The organism is Natronomonas sp. (genome assembly GCF_046483325.1).
Classification (GTDB): Archaea; Halobacteriota; Halobacteria; order Halobacteriales; family Haloarculaceae; genus Natronomonas.
The window spans coordinates 1-22,151 of the sequence record NZ_JAWODL010000045.1; the positions used below are offsets into that span (position 1 = coordinate 1).

Sequence of the window (22,151 nt, forward strand, 5' to 3'; positions counted from 1 at the left end):
CATCAGCCCTTCCCTGATGCCAAATGCATCGTGCAGCACCTTCACCATAGGCGCCAGGCAGTTGGTGGTACAGCTGGCATTGGAAATGATCTTATGCTCTGCTTTGACATGGAGATAGAGGAGTCGAAAGTGGACGTCGCCCACGAGGCGACGGTCGGCAAGATCGGCGACGAGGACATCTTCTACCTCCAGTCGCGCGGACTGGACGACGACGACGCCAAGCAGATGATCGTCGCCGGCTTCATCGAGCCGATCACCGAGGAACTGCCGATCGAGTACGCGGTCGAACTCAACCGACTCATCGAGCTTGAAATGGAGGGCTCGCTCGGATAACATGAGCACGCAGGTACACGCATCTATCGACGAGGCGATGGTCAGACAGATCTCCGAGGAACTCGACGAGCCGGAGTGGCTCCTCGAAACGCGTCTCGACGCGCTCGAGGCACTCGACGAGCTCGGGTTCCCGGATATCATCCAAACGCCCAGCCGAAAGTGGACGAACCTCGAGGCGCTCGATTACGAGAGCCTCGTCGATCCGCTCGAAGCGGCCGAAGAGAAAGATCAGGTCGGTCCAGACGGTATCGAGGTCCTCCCCTTCGGTGAGGCGCTCGACACCCACGGCGACCTCATTGAAGAGCGCTTCGGGAGCGTCGTCGATCCGGAGACGAACTACCTCACGGCGCTTTCGACGGCGCTGTTTACCACCGGTACCGTCGTCTACGTCCCCGAGGACGTCGACGCGGAGGACGTGACGATCCGGACGACGATGAACTCCCGATCGCTGTTCAACTACACGCTCGTCGTCGCCGAGGAATCGTCGTCCGTGACGATCCTGGAGCGACAGGAGTCGGGCGATCCGGTAGAGGGTGACCGCTACTACAGCGGGATCACCGAGATCGCCGCCGGCGAGAACAGCTACGTCCAGTTCGGGAACCTCCAGGATCTCGACGAGACGACGTACGTCTACTCGCTTCGAGAGGCCGATCTCGAGACATACGCGACGGTCAACTGGATCGAGTGTAACGTCGGCTCCCGTCTGACGAAATCCTCCGTCGAGAGCCACCTCAACGGCGACTCCTCGGAGTCGAAGATCATCGGCGCGTTCTACGGGCACGACGACCAGCACTTCGACATCGACGCTCGCGTGTGGCACAACGCCGAGCACACCACGGCAGATCTCGTCACCCGCGGCGTCATCGACGACCGGGCTCGCTCGGTGTACGAGGGCGTTCAGCACGTCGGGCGGGACGCGTGGAACACGAGTTCCTACCAGCGCGAGAACACCCTCATGCTCTCCGACGAGAGCGAGGCTGACGCGTCGCCGAAGCTCATCATCAACAACCACGACACAGAGGCGTCCCACAGCGCCACGGTCGGACAGGTCTCCGAGACGGATATGTTCTACATGACTTCGCGCGGTCTCAACGAGCGGATCGCACGGAACATGCTGGTGGAGGGATTCTACGTGCCGATCTTCGAGGAGATCGAAGTCGAAGAGCTACGTGAGGACCTGAAGAGTCGCATCCAAGACCGACTTCAGGCGCGAGAGTAGTCGACCGACGTAATCGCTTTCGACTCGCTATCACGCCTCTTTCCGTATCTAATGTCGACGGGTACGCTTATACCCGTGGCTCCCTGACGGATCGATATGGCTGTTCCGGAGGGATCTCCGACGTGAGCCTCACTCATCCGGTCGCGTCGGATCACCAACTCGCACGGCTCCTCCAGATCGGGATGGTACTCGAGGAGGTCGTCGAGGCCCGTGCCCACAAACATCACGAGACGCTTGGCATCGACGAGTTGGATCCAGAGATCGTCGAGCTGCTCGAAGGCGCCGCAACCGAATCGGCCGAGCATCGACGACGGCTTGAATCGCTCGTCGACGAACTCGACGTCGAGCCGGTCGCCTACGAGGAGATCGAGATGCTAGTCGCGGCTCGCTACGAGTCGGACACGGACTTCGACGGCGTGTTGTACGATCAACTCTGCAACGAGGAGACGGCGTACAAGTTCTACGACGATCTGATCGGCGCCATCGAGGGCTCGGAGGTGCAATTCACGATCGATCGCGAACGATTGTTGAACATCCTTCGGGAGATTCGCGAAGATGAACGGGAAGGGGTTGAAGAAGTGACCGAACTCATGGAGCGAAGAGAATGAACACGCAGGCACAGTACCTCAAGACGATCTACCTCGTCCAACAGGAAGCCGACGGACCGGCATCCACGGGCTCGGTCGCCGACAACCTGGGCGTTAGTCCGGCGAGTGCGAACGAGATGATCGGCAAACTCGAAGGCCGCGGGCTGGCAGAGCATGAAAAGTACAAGGGTGTCTCGTTGACCGACGAGGGGATCGCCCAGGCGCGCGACGCCCTCCAGACGTACTGCATCATCGAGCGATTCCTCTGGGAAGTGCTCGAGGTCGAGGACTTTCAGACCGAGGCCAGACAGCTCGAAAGCGTCATCGACGAGACGGTCGCAGAACGTCTCGACACGATCATCGACCGGAAGGACTGTTGCCCCGACTGCTTCGACGCGAAAACGGATGCCTGCGAACTGTTGGAACTCGAACTCCACTCCGAACCCGCCGACTGAACGACGACAAAGAGTAAGCCTATTGTGCCGGTGGGGTGTATCATCGGATGCAGTCCCGTGGTGTAGTGGCCAATCATAGCGGCCTTTGGAGCCGTTGACGGCGGTTCGAATCCGCCCGGGACTATTTTTGCCGCGAGCAATACCGCGAGCGGCAAATACGTCCAGTGGATTCGAAGCAGAAGACGAGAGGATTCGAGTCTTTGAGGTTCGAATCCGCACGGGGCTCTCGTCGCAAAAAGAACCACGTCGTGAGCGCAAAATATCTCCGCGGTTCGACTTGGTCCGATCGGGTCGTCTGAAAACGGACCTGCGGATGTCGCTCCGTTTGCGCGTGAGTGGAAACGTATGGGTCGTGGGGATTATCCGGGGAGTCCACAGATCGCGCACAAAGGATCAGACATAGGCGAACCGAACAGCGGGTGTCGACCCCTCCAGCTGGCTACGATAACCCCTCCGACTCAGTTATCGCGCAGCGCGGCCTCGCGCTCGGTCGCTTCGAGCGTCTCTTCTTCCAGGCCGGTCGCGACGACGGCCGGCTTGTACGCGCCGCCGTCGAAGAGGTCGTGATCGCTAACGGTCGATTCGACGAAGCGGCTGAACGCTCGCCGTTCCGGTGGGAGTTCGCCGTAGATGATCTCCTCGTCGACCAGATCGTAGACGGGGATCCGCGGCGTGAGAAGCGTGTTCTCGCCGACAATGCTCCCCTCACCGACGACGAATCCGGAGGTAACTCGACATCCCGCGCCGAGCGACACGTCGTCCTCGACGACGACGGGCGCGGCCTCGACCGGTTCGAGCACCCCGCCGATGAGCGTGTTCGCGCCCAGTTTGACGTTGTCGCCGATCTGTGCGGCCGAACCGACGGTGTCACACGAGTCCACGAGCGTGCCGTCGCCGACGTACGCGCCGATGTTCACGAACGCGGGGCTCATCAAAATAGCGTCGCCACCGACGTAGGCGCCCCGGCGGACGACGGTTCCGTTCGGCGTGTTTCGGGTGCCGCGGTCGGGGAGATCAGAGGTTGTCCGAAGGGGGAGGACGTCGTGGTATTCGACGCCACCGTGGACGTGCGTCTCGATGTCTCGGAGTCCGAAGTTCAACAGGATTCCCTGCTTGACCCAGCCGTTCGCGGTCCACTCGCCGTCGCGTTTCTCCGCGGCGCGGATCTCTCCGGCCTCGAGTGCGTCGAGGAAGTCATCGAGGAGATCGAGTTCGTCGGTTCCCACCTCGTCGGCGTTCAGGCCGTCGTCGTCGCGTCGCTGCAGGCGTTCGATATCGTCTCGGAGTACGCTCATTGTATCGTCGAACGGAAACGGAGAACTTGGCTCTGTTGGAATCGTCCCCCGTCGCCCGTATCGTCCGTCAGATCCGATCGGACCGACCGCTGCTGTACGGTATCGTTCGCCGATTCGTGACGTGGGTAGTACCCAATGTACGACCGTTGTACATGACATATACCAACGTGAGGCTGGGTGCCGAGTTCGACGACCTATACGTCGGTGTCACCCTCTACAGTCCCGAATACGGCGTGGTAATTGACCTTCGAGGAGAGCGAGCCTCGCGGAAACATGGTCGCTTTTTCCGTACCGGGTGCGGATCGGTAGTCGGGCGTTTGGGTCTACGAGGTACTACCTGGTCGATTCGGGTTGGGTCTGTGCGCGCGCACGTTCGAGCGCCTCGTAGTACGTCGCCGCGTCGGCCTCGTAAATAAACTGTGCCAGTTCCTCGTGGCCGAGATCTTGCGCTGCGAACCCCGCGCCCATGTAATTGTGTTCGTCGTCGAGCAGATCCGTTTCGAGTACGTCTTTGAGCTGTTCGACGACCGCGTCGGTGATCGGAACGCGACTCATCCGATGTACCTCAGATCCTCATCGCTCGGTGTCGACCCCTGCTCCATCTGTCGGATTCGCTTGACGACTTCCTCCATCTCCTCGGCGCGTTCGGAGAGCGAGTCATAGCCGATCTCGAACGGTATCGCCGATTCGAGGACTTCGAGGACGACCCTTGCACTCTTCGGATCCACGAGATAGCCGCTCGTCTCACCCATGAGGCAGGCGGCTTCGAAGCCACGCCGTTCGCCGAGACCGAGAAGGAGTCCGGAAACGCCGACGATACCACCTGCGGGCTCGTTCTCGCGGAACTCGACGCCGACTGACTCGAGGTCCTCGATGAGTCCGTCCGTCGTCGCCGCACCGACGACGCTGGGTTCGTCGACCAGTTCGCCGGTTGGAACGCCGCCGAGCGCGTAGAGCCGTTCCACGTCGAAGGCTCCCGCGACGTCGAGGATCGTTTCGGTGAGCCGGTAGTGGCCCGGTCCGTCGCCGGCCTGGTGATCGCCGGTCAACACGAGCAGATCCCGTTCGGCATCCCGGATCGCGTACACCTCGGCGCAGGCGAGTCTCGTTCGTCCCTCCGCGATCGTGACCTGCGGCGGGAAATGTTCCGAGTGGATCCGCCGAACCAACTCGGCGTCGAACTCCTCGAGTAAGTGCTCAGCGGCGAGCTTTCCGACGTGGCCGACGCCCGGCAGTCCCTCGATCAGTACGGGCTCCTCTAACTCGGGGTCCGCCGGCTGGTCGATATCGAACTCGTCCATAGCGTTCACTGGGCGCCCATCGACATAAGAACACGGCGATACGTTCCTCGAATGCTCGGTACTCTGCTATGCGTTCCGGCGGCGGGCTCGCCGCCGGTATTCACCATAGGGGTCGTTCGGATTGAACGGGGCGGGCGCGCTGTTTTCCGAGTTCGAACCGCACTCTGGACAGCGATCCGACAGCGTGTACACCGGCCGATCGTGCTCGTCTCGCCACGCCGAGCAGACGCGGATATCGGATTTGACCATCCGCCTACTCCTCGTCGGTCCGTCGCTCGCGGTGGAACTCCCCGGACCCACCCGCGGCTTCGATCGTTTCGCGGGCGCGTCCGGCGCTCGCCTCGAGTTCGTCCTCGGCGGTCTTATAATTCGGCGCTTGGACGCGGATTCGATACTCCGGAGAACCCACGTACGTCACCTCGAGATCGACCTCTTCTGGGATCTCTCCGTTGCCCTCGGCGGCTTGGAGCGCCTCGCGGACGTCCTCGACGCCTTCGGTGTCGGGCGAGCGGAGATCGACGTAGCCGGTGACCGTAACGTACGGGACGGAGACGTTCTCGCGCGCTGTCTCGACGACCGCGTCGATCTCGTCGTCGTCGAGATCCGTCCCCTCGATCGCTTCGGGGCCGTGGATCGCCGCCTGCTCGAACCCCGCGTACAACGAGCCGTGGTCCTCGATCAGTTCGTTGGCGATCCGGCGGAAGTCGTCGTCTTCGATCTCCTCGCCGAAGGCGATCTCCATCCACTTGTCCGCCTTCTGCTCGTTCTTCCAGTCTTGGATCTTGTCTGAGCGTTGGTGGTCGTTGACGTCCTTGATCGAGAGGTCGACCTGTTGGGCGCTCTCGTCGACGTCGATCACCTTGCAGACGACCATCTGATCGACGCTCACGTGATCGCGGACGTTCTTGATCCAGCCGGAGGCGACCTCGCTGACGTGGACCAGTCCGCGTTTGTTCTCGTACTCCTCTAGATCGACGAAGACACCGAAATCCTCTATCTCGTCGACGCGTCCGACGACGAGTTCACCTGGCGTGGGCCAGCCGCTGTATTTCATACCTCAACGTATCCATCTGATGAGAATAAAAGCACCGTTGTCGCCCGCCGGCCGATCCTTACCGCGCTTCGACGACCTCGACGACGTCGCCGTGGAGCGTCGCCTCGCCGCCAGTCGGGGTCGCGAGCGTCGAGCCGCAGACGGCGCAGCTGACGGTACTCGCCGCTTTTCCGAACAGCACCTGCTCGTTCTCACAGTCGTCACAGCGGACGCGGATGAATGCTCCCGTCATGATCACTCCTGGAAGGTGAGTCGACCGGCGCGCCATCCCTCGCGGAGGTGGGCTTTGCCGCACTCGCCGCAGCGGTACTTTAGATCGGTCTTTTTTGTCGGCTTGTCGCCACCGGGAACCTTCGAGAAGCGCCCCGCGTTACCGATGACAGCCTTCCCGCGACGGGTTCGGCGGGCGTCCCACTTCGTTCCCGAGGACCGTCCCGTTCGAACCTTCTCGACCTCGTGTTCGTGATGAGTGTGACAGTGCGGGCAGTACGTATTAAACCGGCGTGGCATTTCCATAGGTACCGATCGGTAGTAGACGGTGGGTTAAAACGAGTTTGGTTTTTGTTTCGACGTACCCTGTCGCGGGTGCGAAGGGCTTAACCCGAATTCGTTCGAACGCCCTGATATGAAGAATCTCATCCTCTACGGGGACCCCGGAATCCGAAAGGGTGCCATCATCGAGCACGAGGGCCAGGAGTACGTCTGCTTCGGCATCTCACGGCAGGGCGAGTGGCACGGCCCCGAGGAGGTGCAACTGTGGTGTACGATCGGCACGGCCGACGAACAAGAGGATTTCGAACGCCGGAATTACATCCCGATGCGCCTCGATACCGAAGCCGTCGACGCCGAGGAGATCACGGTCAAGCAAGCGAAAGGCGATCCAGCGACCGTCTGAGGGCGGCCCCAACCGTTTTACGACGTCGCGTTCGACGCGTTGCCCGTCTGCTCCGAGGCTTCGTCGCCTCCGTCGTCGCGTTCGTCTTCGGCCGGGATCGACGCGCCATTCTCGTCATCCGTTTCGTCGCCAACGTCCCTTTTGGGGATCAACACTTCGAGCGTCCCGTTTTGTGTTACCGTGGCTTCGGCGCGGTCCGCGTCAACGGACGCGTCCGGAGACAAAGCCACGGAGCCGTCGAGGGAGAGTCCACGCCCCGGAAAGACGATCTCGTACCCGTCGTGGAACTCCCGGAATCGATCGATGTGTACGAACAGCGTCCCGTCTTCGAACCTGACTGCGATGTCCGTCGCCTCGGCCCCAGGCGCGTCGAAGACGGCGAGATAGGCGTCGTCGCTCTCGAGCAGATCGGCCGAGAGCGACCTGTGTTCTTGGAGTCGGCTAATCACCCGACCGACGCCGTCGAGAACGGTTCGTCCGAGCGACGCCCCCACCTCGCGGATCATACCTGTCGCTCCTCTAGCCCGTTGCTCTCCCCGCAGTACGGGCAGGTGAACGATTCGACGCCGGTTCCGTCCGGCATCGAGTACCGGTAGTGCAGTTCGACCATGTCGAGATCGCACTCGTCTCGCGTACAGACGACTTCGAGCGTTTTCGGCATGAGCACCCCTACGGGCGAGACGTTAATCAATTCCCCGGCGATGTGGCTTCACGATGCCAGATCGGGTGAGCCGGGCGGGCGATACTCTCGGGTGCTCACCGCGCGTCGGCCGAGACGAAATCTATATTAAATAACCGCCGAAACCATCGCCCATGGTCAAAGTACTCGAACTGGCTTGGGGCGTCGGATTCGGACTGTTCATCGGTGCGTTCTTCGGATTCGTCCTGTCCCGCGGTGACATCCTGTTTGCCGGCGTCGGGGCCATCGCCCTCGCCGCCGTCGCAGTGATCTACGCGTTCACGCTCGGTCGAACGAGCGATCTCGACGCCACCCGTCCGAACGCACACTGATCGGCGACCTCCACCGATCGCGATTCCTTCATCGGACGTCGTTTCCCGCCGAGCAGACGGTCCCGTTCGTCCGAGTGGGAGTGCCCCCCGAAAACTCCGATTCGATCCACCGCCAGTTCGTCCATCGTCCATCAGCTGACCTCGGTTCCGCACCGGTGAAGCGTCGTCTCCGCGTCGCATCCGCATCCGTTTTATCCGTCGATACCCTGCACACGTGTATGAAGGATCCGGCGGATCTCGACGTCACGATCGTCGACGGCTACGTCGACGAGCCGGCACACTTCGGCGTCCCGCCGTACATCTCGACGTATCCGCGCTTCGCGGCCGGCGCAGCCGTCGATGCCGGCGTCCCCGTCGAGTCGATCACGTACCATACGATCGACGGGCTTCGCGAGGACCGCGTCAGGTGGCGCGACGTCGCCGACGCCGACCTGCTCGTCTACGTCGGCGGCATGACGGTCCCCGGCAAATACGTCGGCGGCACGCCCGCCGAACCCGACGAAGTCAAAAAACTCGCCTGGGTCGCCGAGGGGACGAGCGTGATGGGTGGACCGGTCCGGTTCGGCGTCGGCGAGGCGAACGAAGGCGCGACGGAAACGAAACGCCAGAACCTCGATTACGACTTCCTCGCGATGGCCGACATCGAGGCCGCCGTCTACGATCTCGTTCACGGCGGACTGGAGGGCTTCGAGAACCGCTACCGCGACAACGCCGAACTGGATCGGTGGGCCTCGAAGGGCGCGTTCATCATCGAACAACATCCCGATCACCCGGACTACCTCATCTGCGAACTCGAAACCTCGCGAGGGTGTCCGTACCGCTGTTCGTTCTGTACGGAACCGATGTACGGCGATCCGAGTTTCCGGACGCCCGAATCGGTCGTCGGCGAGGTAGCTCGACTCTCCGATCACGGTGCGAGGCACTTCCGACTGGGCCGACAGGCCGACATACTCGCCTACGGCGGGGACGGAGAAGCCCCCAATCCCGACGCGCTCGAAGCGCTCTACGGCGGCATCCGCGATGCAGTGTCGGACCTCGGGACGCTCCACCTCGACAACATGAATCCGGTGACGATCACGGAGTATCCCGAACGATCACGCGAGGGAATCCGCATCATCGCCGAGCACAACACGCCAGGTGACACCGCCGCCTTCGGGCTGGAATCGGCCGATCCGGTCGTCCAAGAGAAGAACAACTTGCTCGTGACCGCCGACGAGTGTCTCGAAGCGGTCCGGGTCGTCAACGAGGAGGGCGGCTGGCGTCCCGGCGAGGCGGCCGACGGCGAGCACGCGTACGGTCCCTCGCTCGACCCGAACGCCGACCGCCTCCCGAAACTGCTGCCAGGGATCAACCTCGTCCATGGTCTCGCTGGCGAGCGCGAGGAGACCTTCGAACACAACAAACAGTTCCTCCGGGACGTCTACGAGGAGGGGCTGATGGTCCGCCGGATCAACATCCGACAGGTAATGGCCTTCGAGGGGACTGAGATGGCTGAGACCGGAGCCGACATCGCCCACGATCACAAGAAACTGTTCAAGCGGTACAAACGAGAGGTCCGCGAGGAGATCGACAACCCGCTGCTCCAGCGGGTCGCGCCGCCGGGGACCGTCCTCCCGAACGTCTACCTCGAATACCACCAAGGCGGCAAGACGTTCGGCCGCCAGTTGGGCACGTACGCGCTGTTGGTCGGGCTTCCCGGCGAACGCGAACTCGGCCGGACTATCGATGTGGCGGTCACCGACCACGGCTTCCGGTCCGTCTCCGGGGTTCCATATCCCCTCGACATCAACGCCGCCTCGATGGACGAACTCCGGATGCTCCCCGGCGTCGGTAAACAGCGCGCCGGCAACATCGTCGTCGGTCGCCCCTACGAGCGCGCCGCCGAGGCGGCCGACGACCTCGACCTCTCGCGGTTTTGTACGGTGTCCGTCCCCGAGGGTGCGGACTGATTCGGTGGACGTGTATTGATACGTGGTTACGAAATATGTATCGCGATCGTGTTTTCCCGCCGCTACGGCTGTGCGCTCTCTCCCCGCAAAAAAGAAGGCCGATGTTCCGGGCCGCCTCGGATTGCGCCGACAGTCTCACTGGCTCCCGCGCTTGTTGGTGTTCATGCCGAGCACCCGGTTGATCACACACCGCTGTGTGTACCCGGTGACGAGCAGGACTGCGCCGATCACCACGAGGATAATCGACGTCAGTGCCTGCGGCGCGGGGCCGACGGCGACGGGTATCGCACCGGCGTAGCCGGTGATCCCCACGACGAGGAGTATCGCCCCGATCACGAACCGCCCGATTCTATCATATCCACCGACGTTTTTTTCCATTGATCTCCCTCCGGACGAACTTTGTCCTCCATCGGCATAATCTCACGCCCCGTTTATTCACTCTTTTATAACTTCCCGGGCGAGGTCGGACGGCTCAGAATCAGTATGTAACTATACGCCTCGGAGTCGGACGCTTCGTGGATCGGCTCTCGCTCGTCGGCCAGACACCCCTCGGAGCGTATATAACCGTCTCGACGACACGCCCGACGACTTCCCGCGAGATTCAAGTTCCAGCGATCGGTACGCACGGGTAGTGGCAGTTTCCTTCGATCTCTTCGACACGCTCGTTTCGGTCGACACGCCCGGTTCCCCCGCGGCGGCGGTCGCCGCGGAGCTGCGCGACCGCGGCGTCTCGGTCCCGTCCGATTTCGGTGACGCCTACCGGGAGGTCCACATCGAGGCGCCGGCCGGCGCGGAGGTCCCGCTTCCGGCCCACGTCGCCGCGGCGCTGTCCTCGCGCGGCGTCGACGCCCCGAACAACGCGGCTCGTCGGGCGGTCGTCGCCGCGTTCGACCCCGAGGTGGAGCGACGGGAGGGCGCTCGCGCGGCGATCGACGCCGCGGCCGATCGCGGCCCGGTCGCCCTCTGTTCGAACTGCAGCGTCCCCGAACTCGTCGGCCGGACGCTCGTCCGCGCGCGGCTTCGCGGCTCCTTTGACGCCGTCGTCACCAGCGTCGGCTGCGGCTGGCGAAAACCCGACGCGATAACGTTCGAGCACGTCGGTGCACAACTCGGCGTCGAGACGGACTCGATCGTCCACGTCGGCGACGATCCCGAAACCGACGGCGGTATCGAGACTGTGGGTGGCGAGTTCGTCGACGTCGCCGAGACGCCGCTTTCGTCGCTCCCCGAATACCTGGAGTCCGGCCCGTGATCGATCCCGGACTCGCGCTCGTCGTCGCCGTCGTCTTCGCTGCCGGGCTCGAAACCGCGGTCGGCGAACCACCGGCCGATGCGCACCCGGTGGCGCTTCTCGGACGCGTGATCGAGTGGTTAGAGCCGAAGCGCTTCGGCGCTCCGAAACTCACCGGAGCCGTTTACGCGCTCGCGGTCCCGGTCGGGTGTGCCCTCGTCGCCTACGGGATCGTGCGACTAGCGGAGACGGCGATGGTCCCCATCGCGGGCGCGCTCGTCGCGGGGGTCGTCCTGTGGATCTCCTCAAGCGTTCGATTGCTCCTCGAGAGCGCTCATCGCGTCATCGATCTGAGTGCGGACGATCCCGCCGCCGCACGCGGAGCGCTCCCCGCGCTCGCCGGCCGCGACCCCGACGAACTCACGCCGGAACTCCTGCGGAGCGCCGCCATCGAGAGCCTCGCGGAGAACTTCTCTGACGGCCTCCTCGCGCCGCTCTCGGCGTTTGTCGCCCTCTCGTTCGTCTCGATCCCTGCCGCCGCCGCCGGCGCGGCGTTCGTCAAGGGCGCGAACACCATGGACTCGATGCTGGGATATCCGGGGCCGTTCGGCTGGGGGAGCGCTCGCCTCGACGATCTGGTCATGTTCGTTCCGGCCCGTCTCTCGGCGCTGTTCGTCGGACTCGCGGCCGGCGATCCGGACGCCCCTCTCCGCGCGCGGCGGTACGCGCCCGAAACGCCCTCCCCGAACGCCGGATGGCCCATGGGCACGCTCGCGGCCGCGCTGAACGTCCGATTGGAAAAGCCGGGCGTGTACGTCCTCAACCACGTATCGGACTATCCAACGGTTGCTGACGGCTACGACGCGCTCGCGGCGATTCGCCGCGCTTCGACGGCGGCGTACGGCTGTGCCGTCGCAGCCGGGGTGATCAGATGGCTCTGAACACGGTCGCCGGTGGGATCCGCGGTGCGATCGCGTTTCTCACCCGACTTCCGATCGCGTCCGGTGCGGACGACTGGGAGCGCTTTCGGGCGTTTCCAGCGGCGTTTCCGATTGTCGCGTATCTCGTCGGCGCGCTCGCGGCGCTCCCGTTTGTGCTCGGCTTCCCCACACCGACGGCAGCCTTCGCGTATCTCGCGGTTCTCGTCGCCCTCGTCGGTATTCCACACCTCGACGGCGCCGCGGACCTGGGCGACGCGATGGCCGCACACGGTGCCGAGGAGACGATACAGGCGCTGAAAGACACGGAGACTGGTGTGGGCGCGATCGTCGCGGTCGTCCTCGTCGTTTCCGGACTCGTCCTCGCGGGACTTACGCTTTCGACGCTCCCGCTGGCCGCCGCGGTCGGCCTCGTCGTCGCCGCCGAGGTCGGCGCGAAACTCGGGATGGCGACCGTCGCCTGCCTCGGGACCGCGGCCCACGAGGGACTCGGCTCTGCGTTCACCGAGAGCGCGGATTCGCAGTTGCTGCTCGGCCCGATCATCGTCGCGCTCCCGGCCGCGTTTCTCGCGCCGTTGCCCGCCGGTCTCGCCGCCGTCGCGGTCGGGCCGCTCGTCGCCATCCTGCTGATCCGGTGGGCGAACCGATCGATCGGCGGCGTCAACGGCGACGTCTTCGGCGCGACCAACGAACTCGCTCGCGTGCTCGCGCTCCACGTGGGGGTGATCGCGTGGACGCTCTGGTGATGTGCGGCGGCGCGGGGACGCGCCTCGACCGCGGCGAGAAGCCGCTCTTTCAGGTCGGTGGCGTGCCGATGATCGACCGGGTGCTCCGGGCGATCGAGGCGAGTCGGATCGAGGCCGCCTACGCCGTTACGTCGCCGTTAACGCCCGAGACGACGCGACGACTCGACGGTCGGGTTCCGGTCATCGAGACCTCGGGCGACGGGTACGTCGCGGATCTCTCAGCGGCGCTCGAACGGGTCGACCCGCCTGTTCTGACGGTCGTCTCCGACCTACCGCTGTTGACCGGCGAGGCGATCGACCGGACGATCGACGCTTACACCGGCGGTGCGCTGACCGTCTGCGTCCCCACTGCGCTCAAACGACGCCTCGGCGTTAGCGCCGAGACGACCCGCCAACACGGTGGCCGAGAGCTCTCTCCGACCGGATTGAACGTCGTCGGTGAGCCCGCCGGCGAGACCATCCGAATTAGCTACGACGCCCGCCTCGCGATCAACGTCAATCGCCCATCGGACGGTGCAGTCGCCGAGGCGTTCGTCCCAATACTCGACGGAGGTGTCGACGAGTATGGATCCTGACAGCATCGACGACGTAACCCGTGTCCCGCACGGCTCGAGCGACGACCCTGACGTGCTCGATTTGAGCGCGAACATCAACCCGCGCGTGCCCGACGGATCGCGGCGGGTGTACCGCGAGGCGTTCGAGGACGCACGCTCGTACCCGAACGATTCCTATCCGGATTTTCGACACGCGGCGGCCGAGTACGTCGGCTGTGACCCGACCAACGTCGTCCCGACGGCCGGCGGCCTCGCGGCGATCCGACTTGCGATCGGTGTGACTGTTTCCCCGGGTGATCGCGTCCTCGTCCCGGCCCCGTCCTTCGGCGAGTACGTCCGCGAAGTCGAGTTAGCCGGCGGGGTGTCGATCGTCGTCTCCCACGACGAAATCCTCGACCGCGACCCCGCCGACTACGCGGTGGCGATCGTCTGCACGCCGAACAACCCGACCGGCGAGTGCTATCCGACCGCGGACCTCCGGGCGTTCGCCGACCGCTGCGAGACGGCCGAAACGACGCTGCTGGCGGACGAGGCGTTCTTGGGATTCACCGATCGGCCCTCGCTGGCCGGCCATCCGGCCGTCGTCGTCGCCCGCTCGCTTACCAAGCTGTTCGGGCTGCCGGGGCTTCGAGCCGGGTTCGCGGTCGCCGACGGTACCGTCGGTGAACGCCTCCGGACGGCGCGCCCGGCGTGGTCGCTCGGCGGGCCCGCCGCCGCGGTGGGCGCACACGCGATGGCGGACTCGGGGTTTGTCGACGAGACTCGGCGTCGCGTCGATCGTGAGCGAGCGTTCCTCCGAGAGGGGCTCGGAACTCGCGGGTTCGACGTGTTTCCGTCCGACGCGCCGTTCGTGCTCTGCGACGTCGGCGAGTCGCCAGACGAACTCCTCGCGGCGTGTCGCGAACGGGGCGTCGTCCTCCGGGACGCAACGACGTTTCGGGGCCTCGATAGCCACGTTCGCATCGCGGTCCGGACCCGCGGCGTGACCGACCGACTCCTTTCGGTGCTCGACGAGGTGCGCTGATGTTCGCCTACGAGCGGACCGACGATCGGCTAACGATCGGTCGCCCCGACACACGGTGGCTCTCGAACGGCTTCGACGGCGGCTACGCCACCGCCGCCGCCGCCCACAACCTGACCGTCGAGGAGGGGTTCGATCGAACCGATCTCGCGGTGTACGCGGCCGAACGGCTCGGATCGAGTCCGATCGGACCGACGCTTCTGACGGGCGTTCACCAGACGAACGCCCGCGGCGCACGGTACGGTCCGATCGAGGCCGTCGCCACGGCGGGGCTGTCGAATCCCGCGGTGCTCCCCCTAGAGGCGTCCGATGATCAGGGGTCGGCCACCCCCACGAAGGCGGATTCGGGTTTCGAGCCGGGGACGGTCAACGTCCTCCTTGGATCGGCCGAACCGCTGACCGACGGCGGCCTGGCGGGAATGCTCGCCACGGTCGTCGAGGCGAAGACGGCGACGCTCCTCGAGTTCGCTGGCTGTACGGGGACGACGAGCGACGCGGTTGTCGTCGGCTCTCCGGACCGGACGGACGGTGCGGCGTTCGCGGGGAGCTCGACCGAGATCGGCAACGCCGCGCGCGTTTGTGTACGGGACGCCGTCGTGGCCGCTTTGAACGCCCGATACGAGGGGGAGGACGCTCCCGCGATCGACGAGTCGCCGTACGGAACCGTGACCTCGGGGTCTGCGACCGTCTTCGAGCCGTGAACGCGGCGTGAACTACGGCTCAGCAAATTCGGGGTGGAGCCTCCGACCTCGAATAGGTCGGGGACGAAACCGACATGGTACGCCATAACCGACAGACTGCGACCAACCGACTCCCGAGCGTATAACTACCGTAAGCTACTCTCTGAAGTATGGACGTGCGTCGAACCGCCGTCGTGAAACTCGCCGTTTCTGACGAGCAACGCGACGCACCCCACCGAACCGCCGAACGATACCTGTACTGCGCGAACCGGACTGCCGACTACTGTTGATCCGAAACCTCATACACCGAGTGCAAGACTAACAAGCGACAGGCCCGCGACGCACTCTACTCCGAACTCCGAGAACAGACGGAGTTACAGGCACAACTCGTCCAAGCCGCGATACGCCGCGCCGTCGAAGCTGCCAAAGGCGTCATCGAACGATGAAAAAAGCACAGCGCGTTTCTTGTCCCACGTTCACTGCCGAGACGATGGATTACGACACGCGGAGCGCGACCTTCTACCGCAACGAGGTGTCGCTGGCGACTGTTGAGGGGCGGGTCGACCCCTCGTTCGTTCTCCCGGCAGACAGCCCGACGCCCTATGAGCGGTACGTCCTCTCCGAGGACTACGAGTTCCGTGAGAGTACGCTTCGGTACGACGCGGCCACCGACGAGTTCTATCTCAGTATCTCGACTCGGCGGACTGGCGGCGGTGACGAGACACAACACGTCTCGTCCACACACCAGAAGCGTTCTGGGGACGACGACGCAGAGGGTTCGGAAGATACCGGGCACCCCGACCAAACGGTCCTCGGTATCGACCTCGGCGTCAACAGTCTCGCCGTCTCCTCGATCGGCACGTTCTGGCAAGGCGACGACTACGACCACTGGTGCAGCGAGTTCGAGAAGCGACGTGGAGAGATGCAACAGCGCGGCACCCAAGCCGCGCACAACGCCTTGCTTCGCCTCGGGAAACGGGAAGAAGCACGGCGGAAACAGTACATCCACACCGTCGCCAACGAACTTGTCACGGAAGCCGTCGAACACGACTGCGACGTTATCGTGTTCGAGGGCTTGACCGACATTCGAGAGCGGCTTCCGCAGGCGAATTGGCACCACGTCTGGGCGTTCCGACGCCTGTTCGAGTATGTCTCCTACAAGGCCCTGGAACGCGGTGTCTCCGTGGAGCAAGTCGAGCCGAACCACATGTCCCAACGCTGTTCTCGGACGGACTGTGGGTTCACGCATGACGACAAACGCCACGGAGAGCACTTCGAGTGCCAGAAGTGCGGGTACAAGGTCAACGCGGATTACAACGCCGCGAAGAACATCGGGCTACGATACGCTCGAAAGCGAACCCACAAACTCCGTTCCTCGCCCACTTCGGGGAGCGGAGACGCACCAGTAGACGTGCGTATACATGGTGGGACGTTGAACGGCAAGAGTCACCGGCCTATTACTGGGGACTGATTGCCGGGAGTCTACATCAAAGCCACTGAAAGGCGAAACCTTTCAAGGCCTTGGCAGAGCCATGCTCTGCCAGTGGCCCCACCCTCAAGGACCGAGGCACGTCAGCGCCGAGGGAGTAGGATCGGGTAGTTTACAGTTCGCTCATCGCAGCACCGGCCCCGGCCGCGACGAGTGTCGCGGCCAGAACCAGCGCCAACCCAGGTGTGAACGAGCCGGTCGCGTCACGAAGCGCCCCGATGACCACCGGGCCGAGAAAGCCGCCGATCTCTCCGACAGCGAAGACGAGGCCGACCGCGGTGCCGGTCAGCGCGGGCCCGATCCCGTCGAGTTCGACGGGGATCGCCCGAATCAGCGGTGCGAGTCCGCCCATACCGAGACCGACGAGCGCGACCGGGGCCGCGAGTAACAAGGCCACCGACGGCTCAAAGAAGAGTCCAGCGACGCCGACGCCGGCGATGCAGCCGCAGGCGATCACCGCCTCTCGGGGGCGGTCAACTCGTTCGGCGATCGCCGGGATGGCGAGCACCCCGACCACCTGTCCGGCGACGAGAACGGAGGTCACGCCGCCCGCGAGGCTTGGATCGACGCCGCGAGTCTCGAACAACGTGACGAGCCATCCCTGCAGACCGTGATTGATGAACAGGTACATCGTGCCGAGCACGACCAACAGCCGGAGATCGCGGTGGGCGAACACGGCCCGCACGTCATCCGTGAGCGACGCGAGCCTAAAGCTCCCCCCATCGTCATCGGATTCGTGGTTGCCGGCCGGAATCGACCACGCGAGCAGCGCCCAGACGCCGGCGAGGCCGATCGCCGCCGCCCCGCTCGCGAAAAACAGCGGTCGCCAACCGCCGAGGGCGGGGCCGAGCACCGGCCGTCCCAGCGCGAAGGCGCTCGCGCTGCCCGCGTAGGAGGCGACGAGATAGACTGACGCCGCCCGGCCGACGAGATCCGTCGGATACAGTTCGGCGGCGAGCTTCGGCAGCCCAAACGTGAGGCCTGTCGCGCCGACGCCCATCAACAGCGTGAACGCGAGCATGCTCGGAAAGTCGGGTGCGCTCGCCCGTCCGAGCTGTCCGAGCCCCGCGAGCGCGACGCCCACACCGATCCCGACGCGCGCGCCGACGCGATCGATGACGAGCCCGCTCAACAGCCCCAGCGGGATGTAGGTGAGCGGGATCGCGCCCGCCAAGACGCCCGCCTGCGTCCCGCTCAGTCCCATCGCATCGATGATCGGCCCGAGATACGCAGGCAGTGAAAACCACACGAACAACAGCGCGCCGTATCCGATCCCGCCCACCGAAAGCAGGGCAGCGTTTTCGATCTTCGTCGGTCGACGTCCCATCGTCTCGGCGTTCATCCCCTCGCGGTATATGGTCTGCTATCGCCGACTCCACCGATCGACGCCGCCGGGTCATGGTTCGCGCCGACGGGCTTGTGTCGTTTCGGATCGAAGCGTCGGTATGGCTGTCCCCTACACTTGCGACGGCTGTGGGGCCCCGCTCGGTTCCGTCGACGACCTCCACCGCGAGCCGACCACCACGGGCCGCTCGTGGTACTGTGCGTACTGTCGGACGCCGGTGCCGTCGATCGTCGCCGAACGGCTCTCTCATCGGCGCGATGGTTCGCCGACGGATCGGCGTCCCTAGTCCCGCAATCGGACCGATACCCCGGCGAATCCACACGAATCACACGACGGTATCGTCCGATCGCCGAATGTGTACGTCGACAGCGACGCCCCGCACCGTGGACAGCGGTCATCGGGTGCGACCCGGCCGTTTTTCACCCCGGCGAGGACGAGCCTGGCGCGGATTCCATCCGTCATCGATTCGTCGATCGATCCGCCCCAGATGACGTGCGCGTTCGGTCCGACGTGTGTGCGGACCGTCGAAACCGCCTCGCTGACGTCCGTGACCGACATTCCGGGTGGGCCGACCAGGTCGACGAGAACGCCGCCCACCGGATCGGTTTCGATCCCGGTCGCCAGCGTACCGAAGGCGTTTTTCACCGCCATCGCCGGATCGCCCTCCCGGTCCTCACCGGCACAGAGGGCGCCCATCCGAACGGAGCGAAACACCGTTTCGGCGTCCGCGAGATCGATATTGACGACGCCGGGTTCGCGGACGGTCGAAACGAGCGTTCCGACGGCTGCAGCCAGATCTTCGGCGCCTTCCCCCGAGGCCACGATCACCGCATCGACGCGCTCGGCGAGCGCGTCGAGTGCGGCCCGCTCGCCCGCTATCGGATGGTTCGGCACCGTCACCACGGCGAAACGGATCGGTACGTCGGCCGGATCGAGACGTCCGGCTGACGCTTCCGTCGTCGCGAGCGAGGAGCCGTCGACCGCAGTGATGGCCGCATCCGGCGTCCCGGCCGCGTCCACCGCCGGCCAATCGCTGTCGGCGATTCGGGTCGCCGCGATCTGACCGATCGAACCGTGCCCGACGACGAGTATCGACTCCCCGAGCGCGTCGACGGCGAGTCGAAGCTCCTCGTCGGTCGTCATGGTCACAGCATGGCTATCGGATAGTATGACGGTTGTGGCTCTATCCGTCCGTGAGAGGGTTACTCGCTAACTGCCGGTTCGGGTCGGTACCCTCGACTGACGCGCTTCCAAATCCCGGTCCGGAACCGATAATAGTTCAGCGCTGCCGGGATCGAGGTCTCGGCGAAAAATGCGAGGTACAGTCCGTAGATCCCCAACGGCGTGGTCGCGCCGAGGTAGACCAGCGGGATCGACGCGCCGAACGCGCCGATAGCCTGGCTCATGAACGGCCAGCGGGTGTCTCCAGCCGCGTTCAGCGGCCCGGACGATCCGCCGGAGACGCCCTGAAACACGATCGCGAGGCAGGCGACCCGAACGAGATCTATCGCGATCGGTACCGCAGGTGCGCTCGGATCGTCGACGAACAGCGTCACGATCGGATCGGCGAACGCGAATACGAGCGCCGCCGAAACGGCGTACACCGCGACCGAAAACCGGATGATCTCGCGGCCGTAGGCCTCGGCGGTCGTCTCCGATCCCACACCGAGTTCTTGCCCCACGAGACTCGACGATGCGAGACCGAACCCCCATCCCGGCGTGTTCATCAGTCCCCAGATTCGGCGCGCGATGACGAACGCCGAGACGACGTCACGGCCGAAGAGATCGAGGATCGCGAACATCGGGAACTCCGCGACGGTCCAGACGAGATTCCGGCCCATGATCGGCAGGCCGATGGTGACGAGGTCCGTCACAGTTCCTGGCTCCACGTACGGCCCGGTCGGATCGATGGTGACCGGAAACGCGCCGGCACCGGGGAACCGACCGGCGGTGAGGCCGACGGCGAATGCGGCGGTCACGCCCACGTTCGAGAGGACGGTCCCGAGCGCGGCCCCGACGACTCCCATTTCGAGACCGAATATCAACACGGCGTTCAACGCGACGTTTAGCGCCGCACCGCCGGCGCGAAGCACCATCGCAGTGTACGCGTCGTCGCACCCGACGAGCGTTCGGCTCGCGACGAGGTTGAGTCCCGCGAAGGGAATCCCGAACGCGACCACTCGGAGGTACGTACCGCCGGCAGCGATCACCTCCGGGTCACTGCTCAACAATCCGATGAGCTCCGGACCGAACCGCGAAAACCCTGCCGTGATCGGGACCGATGCCACGACGACGAGGAGGACACTCGATCGTACCGCCAATCCGAGATCGCCGTACGCACCTGCTCCGTACCGTTGACTGACGAGGGCGATCGTTCCTCCCGCGACCCCCCCGCCGACGGCGAAGGCGAGCCCCCAAAACGGCCCTGCGATCCCGACTCCGGCGATGGCCGCCGAGCCCACCGCGATACCGACCATCGCCACGTCGACCGCGTTCTTCGACATCCGGGCGATACCCGTGACGATCCGTGGCCACGCGAGATCGGTAGTTCGCCTCGCGCGGTCTTCGCTAACGAGTCCCGCTCGTGCGAGCGCGAGACCGATCGCGAGGATCCCTATACGGATCGGATTCGGTATGGAGGGCACGTCGTATCGATATCTGACCGGTCACCCGGCCAAAACGCTTTCCGTCCGCTCCGAGACGCAATAATCACGTACCCCCAGTGCGTAGCGCCGCCACGACATGTCAGAGAATACTTCGACGTACGGAAAGACGGGTGCAGCGGGCCTCCTCGCCGCCGTCCTCGTGTGGGGTGTCGCCGTCGTGCTCGCCGAGACGGGCGCGAACCCCGACACGCTGACGCAGAGCCTCGGATACGTTGGGCTCGCGTTGCTCGCGATCGGTGCGGTCGCGCTCGCCGCGATGCTCGTCGGCATCTACACCGACGCGGAACTGTAGTCGTTCTCACGTACTGATAGCTGATAGAACGTATCGCCGCCGGGCGGGGCGTCCGAAGCCTTCCGCCGGCGGCGTACCTCCGTTCTTCACTGAGATCCCGATACTCCTCGAAGGCGCTACATCACCCCATCGATGATGCCGCTCTCGCCGTTTCGCCGCCGGTAGGCCGCTGTCAGTCGATAGGCAACGACGTACCCGACCGCGGTGAACACCACCGCGAGAATGAAGTTCCCGAGGAGGAGCCGGACGACGACCTCCGGCGCAGCCGACAACGAGATATCCGAGCGACTCACGCCACCCACAGGGCCGAGGAGCAGCGAGCCGAGCCAGAAGCTCGATCCGTAGACGCCCCACTTTACCGGCGGATTCAACACGATCACCGACGAAAAAAGCGCGAGCTTCGAAACGTTCGAAAAGACGTACGCGATGACGATGAACAGCAAAAACCCCGTCCCGAGCGTCGGGAGCGACGTGATGAAGACGCCCAACGCGAAACTGCCGGCCACCTGTTTTGGGGTGTATTCCCCGTCCAGAGACGCCTCTATCTCGTGTTTGAGTTCCTCCCGGATCGAGCGAACGTACGCTCGGAGTCGACTCATTGTGTTACTGTACCACCCCCGAGGGAAAGAATCTATCGAGAACGAAGTTACTCGCTGGATTCGGAGACCAACGTGAGCGTATAGTCCTCGTCTCGGAACCGTACGTCGGTTTTGACGGCTCCGTCCGTCGTCACCAGATCCGTGTCAGTGTGGGCTTCGATCCGATCGCCGAGGTCCGCGAGCCCCTCCGAGGGGCCGGTTTCGTTCGCCGAGGGAGCCCACGAGACGCACCGCTCGACGTGTTCGTCCGCTATCGCGGTTTCGACGACGACGACGGCCTCCGCCGACAGCGACTCCGGATCCAGCGTCAGGGGCGACTCGGCGGGCGGTGTCGGGTCTAACGAGAGCCGAACGGTCGCTCCGCGACAGCTCGATCCGGGGTCGGATACGCAGCCAGTAATCGCCACGAGAGCGAGCGTACAGACGCCTCGACGAGTCGATCTCACGTTCGCTCGTGCGGGATCGAACGCGAAGTGCGTTGTGATGGCCGA

Annotated in this window: 30 protein-coding genes, 1 tRNA gene and 1 pseudogene; 17 read left to right on the forward strand and 15 right to left on the reverse strand. The window is 64.5% G+C overall.

What is annotated here, in order from left to right; genetic code table 11:
* Nucleotides 1-108: 108 nt before the first annotated feature.
* The 5 genes and pseudogenes from R6U53_RS13605 to R6U53_RS13625 form a co-directional block, all read left to right on the forward strand.
* Nucleotides 109-333, forward strand: a pseudogene (locus R6U53_RS13605) (SufD family Fe-S cluster assembly protein); the annotation flags it as partial.
* A 1-nt stretch (nucleotide 334) separates the two neighbouring features.
* Nucleotides 335-1,552: a Fe-S cluster assembly protein SufD gene (gene sufD / locus R6U53_RS13610; protein ID WP_410322916.1), complete on the forward strand. Its 1,218-nt coding sequence runs from the start codon at nucleotides 335-337 to the stop codon at nucleotides 1,550-1,552.
* Nucleotides 1,553-1,674: 122 nt separating this feature from the next.
* Nucleotides 1,675-2,160 (forward strand): ferritin-like domain-containing protein, encoded by a 486-nt coding sequence (locus tag R6U53_RS13615; RefSeq protein WP_410322917.1) that lies wholly within the window; start codon nucleotides 1,675-1,677, stop codon nucleotides 2,158-2,160.
* Nucleotides 2,157-2,594, forward strand: coding sequence for a metal-dependent transcriptional regulator (locus tag R6U53_RS13620; protein ID WP_410322918.1), 438 nt, complete (start codon nucleotides 2,157-2,159; stop codon nucleotides 2,592-2,594). Before R6U53_RS13615 ends, R6U53_RS13620 begins: the two co-directional genes overlap by 4 nt.
* 51 nt (nucleotides 2,595-2,645) lie before the next feature.
* Nucleotides 2,646-2,718: transfer RNA gene (locus R6U53_RS13625), tRNA-Gln, on the forward strand.
* 334 nt (nucleotides 2,719-3,052) lie between these two features.
* Here R6U53_RS13625 and R6U53_RS13630 read toward each other — a convergent pair.
* The 7 genes from R6U53_RS13630 to R6U53_RS13660 form a co-directional block, all read right to left on the reverse strand.
* On the reverse strand, nucleotides 3,053-3,889 hold the full coding sequence (locus R6U53_RS13630; RefSeq protein WP_410322919.1) for a 2,3,4,5-tetrahydropyridine-2,6-dicarboxylate N-succinyltransferase: 837 nt from the start codon (nucleotides 3,887-3,889) through the stop codon (nucleotides 3,053-3,055).
* A 333-nt stretch (nucleotides 3,890-4,222) separates the two neighbouring features.
* Nucleotides 4,223-4,444 (reverse strand): hypothetical protein, encoded by a 222-nt coding sequence (locus tag R6U53_RS13635; protein WP_410322920.1) that lies wholly within the window; start codon nucleotides 4,442-4,444, stop codon nucleotides 4,223-4,225.
* Nucleotides 4,441-5,190 (reverse strand): proteasome assembly chaperone family protein, encoded by a 750-nt coding sequence (locus R6U53_RS13640; RefSeq protein ID WP_410322921.1) that lies wholly within the window; start codon nucleotides 5,188-5,190, stop codon nucleotides 4,441-4,443. Before R6U53_RS13640 ends, R6U53_RS13635 begins: the two co-directional genes overlap by 4 nt.
* Before the next feature lie 66 nt (nucleotides 5,191-5,256).
* The gene (locus tag R6U53_RS13645) at nucleotides 5,257-5,439 is read right to left on the reverse strand and encodes an RNA-protein complex protein Nop10 (RefSeq protein WP_410322922.1); all 183 of its coding nucleotides are present in this window, start codon (nucleotides 5,437-5,439) and stop codon (nucleotides 5,257-5,259) included.
* Between the two features lie 4 nt (nucleotides 5,440-5,443).
* On the reverse strand, nucleotides 5,444-6,244 hold the full coding sequence (locus R6U53_RS13650) for a translation initiation factor IF-2 subunit alpha (protein WP_410322923.1): 801 nt from the start codon (nucleotides 6,242-6,244) through the stop codon (nucleotides 5,444-5,446).
* A 58-nt stretch (nucleotides 6,245-6,302) separates the two neighbouring features.
* Nucleotides 6,303-6,476: a 30S ribosomal protein S27e gene (locus R6U53_RS13655; protein WP_410322924.1), complete on the reverse strand. Its 174-nt coding sequence runs from the start codon at nucleotides 6,474-6,476 to the stop codon at nucleotides 6,303-6,305.
* Nucleotides 6,477-6,478: 2 nt separating this feature from the next.
* Nucleotides 6,479-6,760, reverse strand: coding sequence for a 50S ribosomal protein L44e (locus tag R6U53_RS13660; RefSeq protein WP_410322925.1), 282 nt, complete (start codon nucleotides 6,758-6,760; stop codon nucleotides 6,479-6,481).
* Between the two features lie 109 nt (nucleotides 6,761-6,869).
* On the opposite strand from R6U53_RS13660, the gene R6U53_RS13665 reads away from it, so the two are divergent.
* A complete protein-coding gene (locus tag R6U53_RS13665; protein ID WP_410322926.1) occupies nucleotides 6,870-7,139 on the forward strand; it encodes an HAH_0734 family protein in 270 nt (89 codons plus the stop codon).
* 17 nt (nucleotides 7,140-7,156) lie between these two features.
* Here the strand turns inward: R6U53_RS13665 and R6U53_RS13670 are convergent, their stop codons facing one another.
* Entirely contained in the window at nucleotides 7,157-7,645 is a 489-nt protein-coding gene (locus R6U53_RS13670) for an Hsp20/alpha crystallin family protein (RefSeq protein ID WP_410322927.1), read from the reverse strand.
* Entirely contained in the window at nucleotides 7,642-7,800 is a 159-nt protein-coding gene (locus R6U53_RS13675; RefSeq protein ID WP_410322928.1) for a hypothetical protein, read from the reverse strand. The genes R6U53_RS13670 and R6U53_RS13675 overlap by 4 nt, the downstream gene beginning before the upstream one ends.
* Before the next feature lie 152 nt (nucleotides 7,801-7,952).
* Here R6U53_RS13675 and R6U53_RS13680 point away from each other — a divergent pair, with 152 nt between their 5' ends.
* Together R6U53_RS13680 and R6U53_RS13685 are read left to right on the forward strand one after the other, a co-directional pair.
* Nucleotides 7,953-8,150, forward strand: coding sequence for a hypothetical protein (locus R6U53_RS13680; protein WP_410322929.1), 198 nt, complete (start codon nucleotides 7,953-7,955; stop codon nucleotides 8,148-8,150).
* Nucleotides 8,151-8,368: 218 nt separating this feature from the next.
* Nucleotides 8,369-10,099 carry a radical SAM protein gene (locus tag R6U53_RS13685; protein ID WP_410322930.1) on the forward strand — a complete coding sequence of 577 codons (1,731 nt, stop codon included), beginning with the start codon at nucleotides 8,369-8,371 and terminating at the stop codon, nucleotides 10,097-10,099.
* Between the two features lie 135 nt (nucleotides 10,100-10,234).
* Here the strand turns inward: R6U53_RS13685 and R6U53_RS13690 are convergent, their stop codons facing one another.
* Nucleotides 10,235-10,477 carry a DUF2892 domain-containing protein gene (locus R6U53_RS13690; protein ID WP_410322931.1) on the reverse strand — a complete coding sequence of 81 codons (243 nt, stop codon included), beginning with the start codon at nucleotides 10,475-10,477 and terminating at the stop codon, nucleotides 10,235-10,237.
* A 253-nt stretch (nucleotides 10,478-10,730) separates the two neighbouring features.
* Here R6U53_RS13690 and R6U53_RS13695 point away from each other — a divergent pair, with 253 nt between their 5' ends.
* The 7 genes from R6U53_RS13695 (at nucleotide 10,731) to R6U53_RS13725 (ending at nucleotide 16,740) form a co-directional block, all read left to right on the forward strand.
* The gene (locus R6U53_RS13695; protein WP_410322932.1) at nucleotides 10,731-11,351 is read left to right on the forward strand and encodes an HAD family hydrolase; all 621 of its coding nucleotides are present in this window, start codon (nucleotides 10,731-10,733) and stop codon (nucleotides 11,349-11,351) included.
* Nucleotides 11,348-12,271: an adenosylcobinamide-phosphate synthase CbiB gene (gene cbiB, locus R6U53_RS13700; protein ID WP_410322933.1), complete on the forward strand. Its 924-nt coding sequence runs from the start codon at nucleotides 11,348-11,350 to the stop codon at nucleotides 12,269-12,271. The genes R6U53_RS13695 and cbiB overlap by 4 nt, the downstream gene beginning before the upstream one ends.
* On the forward strand, nucleotides 12,262-13,014 hold the full coding sequence (gene cobS, locus R6U53_RS13705; RefSeq protein WP_410322934.1) for an adenosylcobinamide-GDP ribazoletransferase: 753 nt from the start codon (nucleotides 12,262-12,264) through the stop codon (nucleotides 13,012-13,014). The genes cbiB and cobS overlap by 10 nt, the downstream gene beginning before the upstream one ends.
* On the forward strand, nucleotides 13,014-13,589 hold the full coding sequence (locus R6U53_RS13710; protein WP_410322954.1) for an NTP transferase domain-containing protein: 576 nt from the start codon (nucleotides 13,014-13,016) through the stop codon (nucleotides 13,587-13,589). Before cobS ends, R6U53_RS13710 begins: the two co-directional genes overlap by 1 nt.
* Entirely contained in the window at nucleotides 13,579-14,592 is a 1,014-nt protein-coding gene (cobD, locus tag R6U53_RS13715) for a threonine-phosphate decarboxylase CobD (protein ID WP_410322935.1), read from the forward strand. The genes R6U53_RS13710 and cobD overlap by 11 nt, the downstream gene beginning before the upstream one ends.
* The gene (locus R6U53_RS13720) at nucleotides 14,592-15,290 is read left to right on the forward strand and encodes an adenosylcobinamide amidohydrolase (protein WP_410322936.1); all 699 of its coding nucleotides are present in this window, start codon (nucleotides 14,592-14,594) and stop codon (nucleotides 15,288-15,290) included. The genes cobD and R6U53_RS13720 overlap by 1 nt, the downstream gene beginning before the upstream one ends.
* Before the next feature lie 469 nt (nucleotides 15,291-15,759).
* Nucleotides 15,760-16,740, forward strand: coding sequence for an RNA-guided endonuclease InsQ/TnpB family protein (locus R6U53_RS13725; protein WP_410322937.1), 981 nt, complete (start codon nucleotides 15,760-15,762; stop codon nucleotides 16,738-16,740).
* 130 nt (nucleotides 16,741-16,870) lie between these two features.
* Here the strand turns inward: R6U53_RS13725 and R6U53_RS13730 are convergent, their stop codons facing one another.
* Nucleotides 16,871-18,085 carry a CynX/NimT family MFS transporter gene (locus R6U53_RS13730; RefSeq protein WP_410322938.1) on the reverse strand — a complete coding sequence of 405 codons (1,215 nt, stop codon included), beginning with the start codon at nucleotides 18,083-18,085 and terminating at the stop codon, nucleotides 16,871-16,873.
* 118 nt (nucleotides 18,086-18,203) lie between these two features.
* Between R6U53_RS13730 and R6U53_RS13735 the strand changes: the two genes are divergently transcribed.
* Complete coding sequence (locus R6U53_RS13735) at nucleotides 18,204-18,389, forward strand: hypothetical protein (protein ID WP_410322939.1); 186 nt, start codon at nucleotides 18,204-18,206, stop codon at nucleotides 18,387-18,389.
* On the opposite strand, the gene R6U53_RS13740 is transcribed toward R6U53_RS13735, so the two are convergent.
* A complete protein-coding gene (locus R6U53_RS13740) occupies nucleotides 18,386-19,246 on the reverse strand; it encodes a hypothetical protein (RefSeq protein WP_410322940.1) in 861 nt (286 codons plus the stop codon). The genes R6U53_RS13735 and R6U53_RS13740 overlap by 4 nt on opposite strands.
* 59 nt (nucleotides 19,247-19,305) lie before the next feature.
* Complete coding sequence (locus tag R6U53_RS13745; protein WP_410322941.1) at nucleotides 19,306-20,748, reverse strand: MATE family efflux transporter; 1,443 nt, start codon at nucleotides 20,746-20,748, stop codon at nucleotides 19,306-19,308.
* 97 nt (nucleotides 20,749-20,845) lie between these two features.
* Between R6U53_RS13745 and R6U53_RS13750 the strand changes: the two genes are divergently transcribed.
* Nucleotides 20,846-21,061, forward strand: a complete 216-nt coding sequence (locus R6U53_RS13750; protein ID WP_410322942.1) for a hypothetical protein — start codon at nucleotides 20,846-20,848, stop codon at nucleotides 21,059-21,061.
* A 116-nt stretch (nucleotides 21,062-21,177) separates the two neighbouring features.
* Here the strand turns inward: R6U53_RS13750 and R6U53_RS13755 are convergent, their stop codons facing one another.
* On the reverse strand, nucleotides 21,178-21,660 hold the full coding sequence (locus R6U53_RS13755) for a DUF2062 domain-containing protein (protein ID WP_410322943.1): 483 nt from the start codon (nucleotides 21,658-21,660) through the stop codon (nucleotides 21,178-21,180).
* A gap of 47 nt (nucleotides 21,661-21,707) precedes the next feature.
* Nucleotides 21,708-22,106: a hypothetical protein gene (locus R6U53_RS13760; protein WP_410322944.1), complete on the reverse strand. Its 399-nt coding sequence runs from the start codon at nucleotides 22,104-22,106 to the stop codon at nucleotides 21,708-21,710.
* Nucleotides 22,107-22,151: the final 45 nt, after the last annotated feature.